The sequence below is a fragment of the Pontibacillus sp. HN14 genome (assembly GCF_021129245.1).
Lineage (GTDB): Bacteria > Bacillota > Bacilli > Bacillales > BH030062 > Pontibacillus.
Genome location: NZ_JAJOLR010000001.1, coordinates 1,527,932 through 1,541,547, shown reverse-complemented (window position 1 = coordinate 1,541,547; position 13,616 = coordinate 1,527,932). Strand labels below are relative to the sequence as shown.

The 13,616-nt window shown below is 41.3% G+C and carries 13 protein-coding genes, 1 other RNA gene and 1 other annotated feature; of the genes, 11 read left to right on the top strand and 3 right to left on the bottom strand.

The genetic code is table 11. The features are described 5' to 3' along the window. Nucleotide 1: 1 nt before the first annotated feature. Entirely contained in the window at nucleotides 2-448 is a 447-nt protein-coding gene (dtd, locus tag LQ226_RS08030) for a D-aminoacyl-tRNA deacylase (protein ID WP_231417306.1), read from the top strand. A gap of 69 nt (nucleotides 449-517) precedes the next feature. Here the strand turns inward: dtd and LQ226_RS08025 are convergent, their stop codons facing one another. Further along, nucleotides 518-2,032: an N-acetylmuramoyl-L-alanine amidase family protein gene (locus LQ226_RS08025; protein WP_231417305.1), complete on the bottom strand. Its 1,515-nt coding sequence runs from the start codon at nucleotides 2,030-2,032 to the stop codon at nucleotides 518-520. Nucleotides 2,033-2,176: 144 nt separating this feature from the next. On the opposite strand from LQ226_RS08025, the gene LQ226_RS08020 reads away from it, so the two are divergent. The 5 genes from LQ226_RS08020 to LQ226_RS08000 all read left to right on the top strand — a co-directional run bounded on the left by LQ226_RS08020 (nucleotide 2,177) and on the right by LQ226_RS08000 (nucleotide 7,067). Next, nucleotides 2,177-2,353 carry an RNA polymerase subunit sigma-70 gene (locus LQ226_RS08020; RefSeq protein ID WP_231417304.1) on the top strand — a complete coding sequence of 59 codons (177 nt, stop codon included), beginning with the start codon at nucleotides 2,177-2,179 and terminating at the stop codon, nucleotides 2,351-2,353. Between the two features lie 138 nt (nucleotides 2,354-2,491). After that, nucleotides 2,492-2,720, top strand: a binding site (T-box leader). 100 nt (nucleotides 2,721-2,820) lie between these two features. Further along, nucleotides 2,821-4,104, top strand: a complete 1,284-nt coding sequence (hisS, locus tag LQ226_RS08015; RefSeq protein ID WP_231417303.1) for a histidine--tRNA ligase — start codon at nucleotides 2,821-2,823, stop codon at nucleotides 4,102-4,104. Further along, nucleotides 4,101-5,891, top strand: coding sequence for an aspartate--tRNA ligase (aspS, locus tag LQ226_RS08010; RefSeq protein ID WP_231417302.1), 1,791 nt, complete (start codon nucleotides 4,101-4,103; stop codon nucleotides 5,889-5,891). The genes hisS and aspS overlap by 4 nt, the downstream gene beginning before the upstream one ends. An 84-nt stretch (nucleotides 5,892-5,975) precedes the next feature. Next, nucleotides 5,976-6,167, top strand: a non-coding RNA gene (ssrS, locus tag LQ226_RS08005) — 6S RNA. A gap of 144 nt (nucleotides 6,168-6,311) precedes the next feature. Then, nucleotides 6,312-7,067, top strand: a complete 756-nt coding sequence (locus LQ226_RS08000; protein WP_231417301.1) for a tRNA threonylcarbamoyladenosine dehydratase — start codon at nucleotides 6,312-6,314, stop codon at nucleotides 7,065-7,067. A gap of 28 nt (nucleotides 7,068-7,095) precedes the next feature. Here the strand turns inward: LQ226_RS08000 and LQ226_RS07995 are convergent, their stop codons facing one another. Both LQ226_RS07995 and LQ226_RS07990 read right to left on the bottom strand, forming a co-directional pair. Then, complete coding sequence (locus tag LQ226_RS07995; protein WP_231417300.1) at nucleotides 7,096-7,812, bottom strand: RsfA family transcriptional regulator; 717 nt, start codon at nucleotides 7,810-7,812, stop codon at nucleotides 7,096-7,098. Nucleotides 7,813-7,924: 112 nt separating this feature from the next. Next, nucleotides 7,925-9,202, bottom strand: a complete 1,278-nt coding sequence (locus tag LQ226_RS07990) for a replication-associated recombination protein A (RefSeq protein ID WP_231417299.1) — start codon at nucleotides 9,200-9,202, stop codon at nucleotides 7,925-7,927. Nucleotides 9,203-9,387: 185 nt separating this feature from the next. On the opposite strand from LQ226_RS07990, the gene LQ226_RS07985 reads away from it, so the two are divergent. The 5 genes from LQ226_RS07985 (at nucleotide 9,388) to LQ226_RS07965 (ending at nucleotide 13,608) form a co-directional block, all read left to right on the top strand. Further along, entirely contained in the window at nucleotides 9,388-10,131 is a 744-nt protein-coding gene (locus LQ226_RS07985) for a YczE/YyaS/YitT family protein (protein ID WP_231417298.1), read from the top strand. Further along, nucleotides 10,064-10,483 carry a cysteine metabolism transcriptional regulator CymR gene (cymR, locus tag LQ226_RS07980; protein WP_188651362.1) on the top strand — a complete coding sequence of 140 codons (420 nt, stop codon included), beginning with the start codon at nucleotides 10,064-10,066 and terminating at the stop codon, nucleotides 10,481-10,483. The genes LQ226_RS07985 and cymR overlap by 68 nt, the downstream gene beginning before the upstream one ends. 20 nt (nucleotides 10,484-10,503) lie before the next feature. Next, nucleotides 10,504-11,649, top strand: coding sequence for a cysteine desulfurase family protein (locus LQ226_RS07975; RefSeq protein ID WP_231417297.1), 1,146 nt, complete (start codon nucleotides 10,504-10,506; stop codon nucleotides 11,647-11,649). A gap of 13 nt (nucleotides 11,650-11,662) precedes the next feature. Further along, nucleotides 11,663-12,775, top strand: coding sequence for a tRNA 2-thiouridine(34) synthase MnmA (gene mnmA, locus LQ226_RS07970; RefSeq protein WP_231417296.1), 1,113 nt, complete (start codon nucleotides 11,663-11,665; stop codon nucleotides 12,773-12,775). 158 nt (nucleotides 12,776-12,933) lie between these two features. Further along, a complete protein-coding gene (locus LQ226_RS07965; RefSeq protein WP_354665910.1) occupies nucleotides 12,934-13,608 on the top strand; it encodes a tetratricopeptide repeat protein in 675 nt (224 codons plus the stop codon). Nucleotides 13,609-13,616 lie beyond the last annotated feature (8 nt).

Genomic DNA, 13,616 nt, shown 5'->3' with positions numbered 1-13,616 from the left:
AATGAAGGCAGTAGTCCAACGTGGTCGAAACGCAAAAGTTACAGTAGAAAATGAAGTTACAGGTGAAATAGACAATGGCCTTGTCATACTGCTTGGCGTGACGCATGAAGATACAGAAGAAGATGCGAAATATTTGGCAGATAAAATTGTAAACCTTCGTATCTTTGAAGATGACCAGGGGAAGATGAACTTATCTTTGAAAGATATCGAAGGGCAAATGCTATCCATTTCTCAATTTACTCTATATGGGGATACCAGAAAGGGTAGGCGCCCAAACTTCATGAATGCTGCAAAACCAGAGCCTGCTAATAAGTTATATGAGACATTTAATGGTTTAGTCAGAGACTTAGGTGTGCCTGTTGAGACAGGAGCATTTGGTGAAATGATGGACGTTCAGCTCACAAACGTAGGGCCTGTTACATTGATTTTAGAAAGCAAAGATCGTTAGGTGTTACCGTTTGAAGGTGAATGTTTTAATAGAAAAAAGTGCTCGAGAGGTAGGCTCTCGAGCACTTTTTTATTCTCCTAAGTAATCGATGATTCCTTGGACAATGCCGTTTGTTACTTTATTTTGAAATTCTTTTGAGTGTACATATTTCTCTTCCTGTTGATTGGATAGAAAACCAAGCTCTAGTAAAAGGGCTGGCTGACGGTTCTCGCGGATCACATGGAAGTCACCGAAGCGAGCTTGTCTATCATGTAAGCCTGTCGCTTTAACCATTGCATTTTGTACCGCTTCTGCAAAGGCTTTGTGCTGATTGTGATAGTAGTAAGTACCGATCCCTGACACGGTTGGGGATTGAGGGAAACTGTTGTAATGAAGAGATAAGAAAGCATCTGCTCCAAGAACGTTCGATTTCGTTGCTCTGGAATTAAGAGCAATGTAAGAGTCATCTGAACGTGTCAGAATGACGTTCGCTCCAGCGAGCTCTAATCGTTCTTTCAAACGTTGAGCTGTCATTAGGGTAAGTTTTTTCTCATAGTTTCCGTCGTGACCAATTGTTCCAACGTCTCGTCCTCCGTGACCAGCGTCTATAACAACGGTCTTGCCTGCGATGCTTTGTTCTTCATCAGACAATTGCTCAATAGTCGATTCACGACTTGCCACAATCCAGTCAGCAACATATGCTGAACCACCATTGTAGGAGATTTCATACCATTTGTTTTCATGGCCAATAACATTAAACTGCTGGCCTTTTGATCCTCTTCCTACAATCGGGTTAGCTGTGGAAGGTCCTTTTCGAATATTTGTTCCGTTATACAGCAACGTCACCGAGTGGGTTTCCTCAGGTTTGGATGCCACTTTTTTGACAAGCCAATTGGCTACCCACCCTGTTTTTCCTGAGCTGTATTTGATCTCGTACCAAGAACCTTTTTCTTGTATGTACGTATACTGTTCGCCTTCTTTTACTTGGCTTACAATTTTGCTACCTAGATTGCCTTCACTTCTCACGTTTAAAATCGGTGTCTTAATGACAATTTCTCCTTTGTCATTCCGATCAGTTGAAGGGGGAGACTCTTTTACTGATTCTTCAGGCTGACTTGTTGTGGCTACAGATTGATCTGTTGTAACAAATTGTTTAGAAACCCACCCGTTCTGATTCTTGTAGGAGAGTTGAACCCATTCCCCTGATGAACCTTTTAAGGGATAAGAATCGCCTTGGTCCATACTTCCAATGACACGGTAAGATGTACCTGCTCCACTTCTTATTCGTAGGTCATTCACAGAAGAGGTGACGTTAGATGAAGATGAAAGATCATCTTGCTCTAATTTAATGAGCCACTTGGCGACCCACCCCTTACTCTCTTCAAGCTGGATTTGTACCCAGTTATCTTTCTCTTGAAGAATAGGGAAGGTGTCCTCTTTATGTACTTCTCCAACTTTCTCATGGCTTAAGCCAGGGCCACTTCTCACATTTAGAGGCTCTACATTAATAACGGCTTTCTGTGCTGCGTTGATATCCGTGCTCAACCATAAAAATGAACCAATCATGATTACAAAGAGCATGGCGGTACTGCGTCGTATAAACAAAGTAATAATGCCTCCTTTTTTTTATAATCGATTACACGAGTATTTATGTTTCTTTCGACATCCTTATAAAAAAACCTTTCCTATCATGAAATTTTTATGCCGCTTTGGGGAAAATAGATAAAAAGCCACAAAGAGGTGTTCATTATGAGGCAAGGACGTAAGCATTTACATTCATCACAGGCAAGCAAGGACATATTTGGGGTTCAATTTCATGACTTCTTAGAGAAAGAACCCCATCTGACTCGAATGGAAATGGCTGAGGAATTCGGGGTTTCTTTGAAGGATGTAAAAAAACTAAAAGAAAGTATCGACCGTGCTTGACATTCGTTATCGTCAACATTATGATAATAAACAATTCCTTTCATACACACATATAGGAAAAAAGTGTTGAAATTATAAGGAACCCGTATTAAAATTCTTATCAGGCTAGTAAAAGTACTTTTTCACATACATTTATATTGATTACCGTTGATGGAAAGAGTAGCTAGGGAAACGTTTAGAGAAGAGAGGAGATACCATTTGGCTGAAAGTATCTCTGTAAATGACCTTAGCGAAAGACATTCCTTAGGTTCCGCATCGAAAGCGATTGTGAGTAGGTGATGGACGTGGCAGGCGTTAACTGTTTAAGCGGAAGCATTTTAATGCTTCAACTAGGGTGGCAACGCGGGTAAGATCTCCCGTCCCTATTCGATACCTATTTGTATCGAATATGGGGCGGGAGTTTTTATTTGCCTAAAGATGTGTGCCGCTGAAAAAAATAATGACAACATTCTATAGGAGGAGTGCACATGAGTCTAAAAGGACCTCGTGGTACCCAGGATATTTTACCTGGAGAAGTAGAAAAATGGCAGTTTGTTGAATCTGTATTATCTGACGTATGTCGTCGTTACAACTATAAAGAAGTGCGTACCCCGATTTTTGAACATACTGAGCTTTTCCAGCGCGGCGTTGGGGATTCAACTGATATTGTTCAAAAGGAAATGTACACGTTTGAGGACCGTGGTGGGCGAAGCTTGACGCTTCGCCCTGAAGGAACAGCTTCTGTTGTACGTTCCTTTGTACAGAATAAGGTCTATGGCTTACCGAATCAGCCTACCAAATACTATTATTTCGGACCGATGTTCCGATATGAGCGCCCTCAACAAGGCCGTATGCGTCAGTTCGTTCAATTTGGAATTGAAGCATTAGGTAGTGATGATCCTGCCATTGACGCTGAGGTCATTGCTCTTGCGATGAATAGTTATCAGGAATTAGGGTTACAATCCCTTAAGTTGGTGCTAAACAGTCTTGGCGACAAAGAAAGTCGTGAGGAGCACCGAAAAGCCTTAATCTCACACTTTGATCCTCACCGTGAAGAACTGTGTGAAGATTGTCAGCTGCGATTGGATCAAAATCCAATGCGCGTTCTTGATTGTAAGAAAGACAGGGATCATCCCGCGATGGCTACAGCACCATCTATTCTTGAATATTTAAATGAGTATTCTCGTACTTACTTTGAAAATGTGAAGAGCTACCTTGATAAAATGGGAATTGCTTATACGATTGACTCAAACTTAGTACGTGGCCTGGATTACTATAACCATACTGCTTTTGAGATTATGAGTGAATCAAAAGGGTTTGGTGCAATTACCACACTAAGCGGTGGTGGACGCTACAATGGACTAGTAGAAGAAGTGGGCGGACCTGAAACGTCTGGTATAGGCTTTGCTATGAGTATTGAGCGTTTGCTAATGGCTTTAGAAGCGGAAGGGGTATCACTTCCTATCGAAGAGAGTTTGGATTGCTATATCGTGGCCCTTGGCGAAGAAGCAGAGAAAGAAGCAGCAGGAATTGTATATCAGCTTCGTAAAGCAGGTATCCAAGTAGACAAAGACTATGCCGGCAAGAAGATTAAAGCCCAGTTTAAATCAGCTGATCGACTTCAAGCTAAATACGTATTAGTTCTTGGTGAGAATGAATTAGCGAATGGGCAAATTAATGTGAAGCGTATGACAACAGGGGATCAGGAAACCATCTCGCTCGCTGATGTGGTTGAACATATGAAGAATGAGTTTAAGGGGGAGCAATCATGAGTGAACATCGTCAGTTAAGTGGTGAAATACGAGAAAGTCATATTGGGGAAACCGTCCTTCTAAAAGGGTGGGTTCAGAAACGACGTGATCTAGGTGGCCTAATCTTTATCGACCTACGTGACCGCTCTGGATTAGTTCAAGTTGTATTTAATCCGGAAGATTCTACAGAGGCAATTGAAACAGCTGATAAAGTACGTACTGAGTATGTGGTTGAGATATCAGGCCAAGTTGTAGCTCGGGATGAAGCAACGATTAACTCTCAGTTAGCAACTGGTAAGGTTGAAGTATTAGCATCTGATATTACCATTTTGAATAAATCTAAGACGCCTCCATTTCAGTTACAGGATGAAACAGATGTAGCAGAGGATCTTCGTCTTAAGTACCGTTATATGGACTTACGTCGTAATCCTCTTCAAGAGACATTCAAGCTTCGTCATAAAACGACACAAGCTATCCGTAATTTCTTAAACAGCGAAGAATTCTTGGAGATGGAAACACCAATGTTAACGAAGAGTACCCCTGAAGGAGCGCGTGACTATTTAGTTCCAAGCCGTGTTCATAAGGGAGAATTCTATGCATTGCCGCAGTCTCCGCAGCTATTTAAACAGCTTATTATGGTGTCAGGCTTTGAGAAGTATTACCAGATTGCACGTTGCTTCCGTGATGAAGACCTACGTGCAGATCGTCAACCAGAATTTACCCAAGTCGATATTGAGACTTCTTTCATGTCTCAAGAAGAAATTCAAAGCATGACAGAGCGTATGATGAAGAAAGTGCTTAAAGAAACAAAAGGTGTAGAAATTGAAACACCGTTTAAACATATGAGCTACGATGAAGCGATGGACCGTTATGGTTCAGATAAGCCAGATACCCGATTTGGTCTTGAGTTAGTAAACCTATCAGAAGTTGTGAAAGACTCTGGTTTTAAAGTATTCAAATCAGCTGTTGAATCTGGTGGCACTGTTAGTGGTATAAATGTGAAAGGGAAAGCAAGTGACTTCTCTCGTAAAGACATTGATAAGCTAACAGAATTTGTGAAGATCTATGATGCGAAAGGTTTAGCGTGGCTGAAAGTAGAAGAAGGTGAGTTAAAAGGTCCAATTGCTAAGTTCTTTAGTGATGAAGAAGGATCGAACCTTCGAACAGCTCTTGCTGCTGAAGATGGCGACCTGCTTCTATTTGTAGCTGATAAAACATCCGTTGTGCACGATAGCCTTGGAGCACTTCGTCAAAAGCTAGGTAAAGAACTTGACCTCATTGATCAAAGCCAATTTAATTTCCTATGGGTAACAGACTGGCCTTTATTCGAATATGATGAGGAGCTTGGACGATACTTCGCAGCACACCATCCATTTACAATGCCTGAGCGTGAAGATATCGATAAGCTAGAAAGCAACCCACAAGAAGTTCGAGCGCAAGCTTATGACCTAGTTCTAAATGGTTATGAACTAGGTGGAGGAAGTCTCCGTATTTATGAAAAAGAAGTTCAGGACCAAATGCTTAAAGTGTTAGGTTTCTCCGAAGAAGAAGCACAGAGCCAGTTTGGTTTCTTATTAGAAGCTTTAGAATTTGGTGCCCCTCCACACGGTGGTATTGCACTTGGCCTGGATCGTCTTGTCATGATCTTAGCGGATCGTTCGAACTTAAGAGATACGATCCTTTTCCCGAAAACAGCTTCTGCATCCGATCTAATGACAGCAGCTCCGGGGCCTGTAAGTCAGGAACAGCTAACAGAACTGCATCTTGAGCTTAATGAGAAAGCAAAGCAAGAACAAGAGGACAAATAGGAAGAAATGTAATCATACTGTAACGTTCCTTTTTGTTGCTAAGATACATTAGGTATGCTATGATTTGATTACAAACTTAACAAACCGATCCTGATGTGTACGTCATCCAACAATCGTTTTGACCGAACATTTTGAACTACGGGAGCTTGAAGTTTCTGTAAGGCATGCAAGCCTTGTTTCACTTACTTAGAGGACGCATAAATTACAGAACAAAGCACCCACTTGCCAAGAGCGGGGTTCAAAACATTGGACTGTGACGGCACGATTGGGATTGGTTTTCTTTTTACATAAGCTTTATAAACCATCCTTAAGGGAAAGCCTTAAGGTTATTTTTATGTTTTCGTAAGCCTTTGATGTGTTTATGGAACTGCTAGAAAAGGAATACTGATCTTATATGATCGTGAAAGAGGAGTGAGCATTGTGCTTCATCAATTTTCAAGAAATCAACTCGCCATCGGACAAGATGGGCTCGACCTAATGAAAGGAGCGACTGTCGCTGTCCTTGGTATTGGTGGTGTTGGCTCTTTTAGTGTAGAGGCCTTAGCGAGAAGCGGAGTAGGTAAATTAATTCTTATTGATAAAGATGATGTGGATATCACGAATATTAATCGTCAAATTCACTCACTAATGTCTACCATAGGTCAATCTAAGGTTGACTTAATGGCTGATCGTGTAAAGGATATTAATCCTGACTGTGAAGTTGTTCGTTTACATATGTTTTATACCGACGAAACGTATGAGCGTTTATTCGAACACGACTTAGATTTTGTTGTCGATGCAAGTGATACCATTTCATTTAAGATTCATCTTATCAAACAGTGTATCGACCGCGATATTAATATTATCTCATCCATGGGTGCAGCGAATAAAATGGATCCTACGAAATTTGAAATCGCCAATATCTTTGACACGAGTTACGATCCGATTGCACGTGTCATTCGCACCAAGTTGCGAAAAGAAGGTTACAAAAAAGGCATTCCGGTTGTATTTTCTAAGGAACAGCCTATAAAAATACGTGAAGATGTTCGTCAAGAAATTACACCAGATAATCCAAACACCAGAAAAGCAGAGCAGCCTCCGTCTTCCAATGCATTTGTGCCTTCTGTTGCTGGATTAATCATGGCCAGTCATGTTGTACAAGAGATCTTAAAACCTATAACGATCGAACGCTATTAAAAAACCCGGCTTAGGCCGGGTTTTCGTTTTATCGAGCAACTTGTTCTAAGTTCCCGTTCTTTTCCATTCGAAAAGCAGGCTTAGAAGAAAATTGTTCGTCTTCATCAAATGCAATCATCTTACGAGCTCGGTCCATGACTTGCATTAGAACTTGATAGTCTTCTTGAATCATAAGGTATTGTTTTTCCATTTTACGCAACTTATTTTGTAGTTGGTTGTTTTCATCTTGTAGTTGTTGGTTCTCTTCTTCAAGTTGCTTGATGTGAGACTTAGAATGACTTGTGTTTTGAGTCTGGCGCTTTAATTCTCTTAATGAACGAATAATGTGATCAAAGGATACTACAGGGGCTTCTTCCTGGTAGACAGCTGCTGTATAATCTTGTGTCTCCATAGCCACGGTTTCGAACTCTTCTTCTTCAACAACGAGTGTAGAAGCAGGGGCAGGTAATTGATGGTCTTCCCGTGCAACTACAGGGGAAGCGGTCGTTGCCACCTTTTGTTGCTTAGCAAGGGCGCGTTTCTTTTCTTTGCGTTGACGCTTAGCTAAGTCAATAGCTTGATCATATTTCTTACGAATCTCTGCATTCCAGCGAAAACCACAGGCTGCAGAGGTACGGTTTAAATGGTCGCCCACTTCATCAAAAGCTCTTAACTGAGTACTTCCTTCACGGATATGACGAAGAACCGTTTCAGCTAATAATAAATCATCTTCATGAGACCAGGCATCTTGTCGAACTTTAACCATATTCAATCTCTCCTTTTCTAATAAACCAATGAAATTACTAGAACTAGTTTGTTAATGTTGTTTCTATTATGGGGAGGAGAGATTGAAAATATACCTGAGTCAATACAAATATTTACTTTTTCTTTTGTTTTTGAATCGTTTCGTATACTTGCGCGAGTCCTTTTTCAAATTTACCGGTCTTTTTCGGTGAATAGTAGAGGGCATTTTTAATAGAATCTGGTAGGTATTGCTGATCTACCCAGCTATTCTCATAGTTATGGGGATATTGATACTCTATACCCCGACCTAACTTTTCGGCTCCTTTATAATGAGCGTCCTTAAGATGGGCAGGAACTTCACCGCTTTTCCCTTTACGAATATCTCCTAAGGCCGCATCTAGTGCCTTATAGGCGGAGTTCGACTTAGGAGAAAGGCATAGTTCAACGATTGCGTTGGCTAACGGAATTCGTGCTTCAGGGAAACCGAGTCGCTCGGCTGCTTCAACTGCAGCCATAGCTCTTGGTCCGGCTTGTGGATTGGCCAGTCCAATATCCTCATACGCGGTCACAACCATTCTTCTTCCAATGCTATCAAGGTCTCCTGCTTCAATCAGTCTGCCTAAATAGTGCAAGGCCGCATTTACATCACTACCACGTATCGATTTCTGAAAAGCTGAGAGAACATCATAATGAGCATCTCCGTCTTTATCATGAGAGAAACTTTTCTTTTGCATGCACTGCTCAGCCGTATCAAGGTCAATTGTAATCTGACCTTTCTCATCTTCCGGGGTTGAAAAAGCTGCTAATTCCAAACCATTTAACGCCGCGCGAAGATCTCCATTTGCGGAATGAGCAAAGTGCTCCATGGCATCCTCTGAGACTTTAATATTTAAATGTCCCAGTCCCTCTGTTTCGTTTGCAATGGATCGGTGAATAGCGTCCTTTACATCTTCAATATCCAATCGCTCAACTTCAAACAAGTGGCAACGACTGCGGATAGCCGGATTAATCGAATGATAAGGATTACTCGTGGTGCAACCAATAAGAGTAATCAGGTTAGATTCTACATGAGGAAGCAGGAAATCTTGTTTCCCTTTATCGAGACGGTGTACTTCATCTAAAATGAGTACCAGTTGCCCAGACATTTTCGCTTCTTCTACAGCTATCTCCATATCTTTCTTCTTATCCACAACAGCATTTAATGTCTTAAAACGTAAATTTAAACTTTTGGCAAGGGCCATAGCCATAGATGTCTTCCCTGTGCCAGGGGGGCCAAAAAGAATCATAGAGGCCAAGCGATTGGCATCTACCATTCTACGAATCATTTTCCCTTCTCCGACCAGGTGTTTCTGTCCAATAATATCGTCAATATGTTTCGGTCGCATACGAAATGCTAACGGTTGTTGGCTCAAAGGGTGACACACTCCTTTACAATCTGAATTTACTCATCTATCAATTGTTCGATATTGTTACTGTATTATTCTTAAAGGGTAAAGATATAGGCGATAAAATGCAAGAAGGTTGCCATTCGTGCTATAATATCTAATGGTGTAAAAATAGGAGTGATAGGCTCTCTATATAGAAAGGATCATGAATTATGACAACAAAGAACAAACGCGCTCATTCATCAAGCTCGGTGAACAAGCAAACATTTACTCAACGTGCAACCCTTATACGTTGGTCTTTTTTTGTTGTAGGGCTTATTATTCTGGCGTTAGGAATTTCTTTGACAATTAAAGCTGATCGTTTTGGAATTGGTCCTTGGGACGTCTTCCATGTTGGTCTTAATGAACAATTTGGTTTAACGGTTGGGTCATGGTCAATCATTGCAGGATTAGTGGTTGTCGGTTTTACGTCAATTGTCACAAAATCATGGCCTCAAATTGGTACAATATTAAATATGCTTCTTATTGGTGTCTTTATTGATATTTTTATTTTCGTTCTTCCTACCCCTGAAACGCTTTTAAGTAACATCGTGGTCTTTTTATTAGGAATTGCGGTTTTAGCTTATGGAATTGGAATTTATGTAGCTCCTGGACTTGGCGCAGGCCCTAGAGATGGTTTGATGCTAGTCATTCGAGATCTAACAGGATGGAAAGTTCAGTGGGTTCGAAATGGCATAGAAGTGACCGTATTCCTATTAGGTTGGATGTTAGGTGGGCCTGTTGGTGTCGGCACAGTAGTCATTGCGTTAGGCCTTGGTACAATCGTTGGGTATTCTTTACCCCAAACTAAGAAATTATTAGACTATATGATACGAAGAGGTGAAGCTCATGAAGATCTCTACAAAGGGACGTTACGGTCTGACCATCATGATCGCACTAGCCAAGAAATACGGTGATGGTCCGATCTCGTTGAAATCAATCGCTCGAGAAAACAACTTATCTGAACACTATTTAGAACAACTTATTGCTCCGCTACGAAATGCGGGATTAGTTAGAAGTGTCCGTGGTGCTTATGGCGGTTACATGTTAACTAGAAATCCGGATCAAATTACTTCAGGTGACGTGATACGAGTCTTAGAAGGACCGATTAGTCCGGTAGAAGGTATTGAAGATGAAGAGCCGGCAAAACAAGCGCTTTGGATGCGGATTCGTGATGCTGTGAAAGATGTTTTAGATACAACAACTTTACACGATCTTGCCCAGCATGATGATTCCGACGAGCAAGAAGCGTATATGTTTTATATTTAAAGATGGAGAGGAGATCTCTAATGAATTCAATTTACTTTGACCATGCCGCAACAACTCCTATGAGAAGGGAAGTTATTGAGGCGATGGTACCCGTTATGGAAGAGACATTCGGAAATCCATCAAGTGTACACGCTTATGGACGAAAAGCTCGTAAGATTTTAGATGATGCACGACGTACAGTTTCTTCTTTCTTAAATGCCAATGAGAAAGATATGATCTTTACGAGTGGCGGTACAGAAGCAGATAATCTTGCTTTAATAGGTGGAGCAAGGGCTAATCAACATGCCGGTAAGCATATTATTACAACATCTATTGAACATCATGCTATATTACATGCAGCTGAATATCTCGAGACTGAAGGTTTCGAAGTAACGTATCTTCCTGTGAATGAATCAGGACGTATTTCTATAGATGATTTTAAACGTGAACTTCGTGAGGATACGATCCTTGTCTCTGTTATGTATGTAAATAATGAAACAGGTGTCATTCAGCCGATTGCTGAAATTGGTGCCCTTCTTGAAGAACACCAGGCATTATTCCATACGGATGCCGTTCAGGCGTTTGGAACCATGCCGATTGATGTAAGCACATTAAATATAGATATGCTTACATTCTCTGGTCACAAGATTAATGGACCTAAAGGGGTAGGGTGCTTATATGCCAAGGAAGGACTTTCTCTTGAAGCAAGACAGCACGGAGGAGAACAGGAACGAAAGCGTCGTCCGGGAACCGAAAATACAGCAGCTGTGGCAGGGCTCGCAAAAGCTGTTGAGCTTTTAGAAGAAGAACAACGCGCTAGACTGACGCAGTACAAGCTCTTTAAGAAGATCTTTATGGATACACTTAAAGAAAACGATGTTTCTTTCGAAGTGAACGGAGATCGTATTAACCTTCCAACTATTGTGAACGTCAGCTTTCAAGGTGCCAACGTCGAAACCCTGTTAACAAATTTCGACCTATCCGGTATTGCTGCGTCTAGTGGTTCTGCATGTACCGCAGGGTCCATAGAACCTTCGCACGTACTAAGTGCCATGTTTGGTGAAGGAAATGAGCGTACACGTAACTCGATTCGATTTAGCTTTGGCCTTCAGAACACAGAAGAAAATGTTCGTGAAGGGGCAGAAAAAGTTGCTTCTATTGTGAAGCGAGTAATAAAGACAACCTAGGGTGGTGACAACTATGAAAGAACCGAAAGACACAAGAGTAGTCGTCGGCATGTCAGGTGGCGTTGACTCATCTGTTGCTGCACTTCTACTGAAAGAACAAGGATATGATGTAGTAGGGATCTTTATGAAGAACTGGGATGATACAGATGAGAATGGTGTCTGTACAGCTACAGAAGATTACGATGACGTGATTCGTGTATGTAACCAGTTAGATATTCCTTACTATGCAGTAAATTTTGAGAAACAATACTGGGATAAAGTATTTACTTACTTCCTGGATGAATATAAAAAAGGCCGTACGCCTAACCCTGACGTAATGTGTAACAAAGAGATTAAGTTTAAAGCGTTTATGGACCACGCGATGTCTCTTGGAGCAGATTATTTAGCTACTGGTCACTATGCGCAAGTTCGCCACAATGGTGAACGCTACGAAATGCTTCGTGGTATTGATGACAATAAGGACCAAACGTATTTCTTAAATCAACTCTCTCAAGACGTCTTATCTAAAGTAATGTTCCCGTTAGGTCACATTGATAAATCCCGTGTTCGAGAAATTGCGAAAGAACACGATTTAGCAACAGCGACGAAAAAGGATTCAACAGGCATTTGTTTTATCGGAGAGCGTAACTTCAAAGAATTCCTTAGCCAATATCTCCCTGCTCAACCTGGAAACATGGAGACGATGGACGGAGAAGTTAAAGGCAAGCATGATGGGCTAATGTATTACACACTTGGCCAACGTCAAGGTTTAGGAATTGGAGGTCCAGGGGGGCCGTGGTTTGTCATTGGTAAAGACGTTAAAGAGAATATTCTTTACGTCGGCGAAGGCTACCACAACGATCATTTATACTCAGACGGTCTTGAAGCGTCTGAACTAAACTGGTCCACTGGTGTCGTACCTACTGAAACGTTCACGTGTACAGCGAAATTTCGCTACCGTCAAAAGGATAGCGGCGTAACCGTTACTCCCCTTGAAGGTGGACGAGTTAAAGTTGTGTTCGACGAACCAGAACGTGCCGTAACTCCAGGACAGGCCGTTGTGTTTTATGATGGTGAAGTTTGCCTGGGCGGAGGAACGATTGACCATATTGAGAAAAATGGTCAATACCTTACGTATGTAGGATAATGCTAAAGGATGTCCCAAAGGGAAACGTTCCCCTTTTATGGGGCATTCTTTTTTTTAGTGACTCTGTTACAATGTGTAGGGAAAGGGATTTGAATGGATATCCTTTAAGAAAAGCATTTATTAAATGTTTGAATTGTTTTAAGCAGTAGGAGGAATTAATGATGGATCATTTAACTCAAGGTATAGAATATATGCAAAATCAGAAATATGAGGAAGCAGCTCAATCTTTCACACAAGCAATTGAAGAGAATCCTACAGAACCGCTAGGATATGTGAACTTCGGAAACTTATTACTCCATATGAACGATCGTGATCGTGCTGAACGTTTCTTTAAGAAAGCCATTGAACTAAACGATGAGGTAGCAACGGCTCATTATGGGTTAGGAAATGTCTATTACGAACAAGAGCGGTTTGATGAAGCGGTTGAGCCGTTCCAAAAAGCCATTCAAAAAGGTCTGGAAGAGAGCGACGCCTATTATATGCTTGGACTGAGTTTATTGTATCAGGAACAATTTAAGTTTGCTTTGGCCTATTTACAACGCGCCACAGAGCTCTCCCCTGAAGACGCTGAAGTCCATTTTCAATACGGCCTTTGCCTTGCTCAGGTCGGAATGATTGATGAAGCGATTCAAACGTTTACAAAGGTGCTTACGTTAAACCACGAGCACAGTGACGCGCACTATAATTTAGGTGTATCCTTTCTTTATAAAGAAGACCCGGAACAAGCGTTAAAACATTTCGGATTGGCTATTGATATACAGCCAGATCACATGCTTGCGGCTAATGCGAAAGCCAAAGTAGAAGAGTTACTAGAGCAAAATCAGGGAGATTAAAGGAGTAG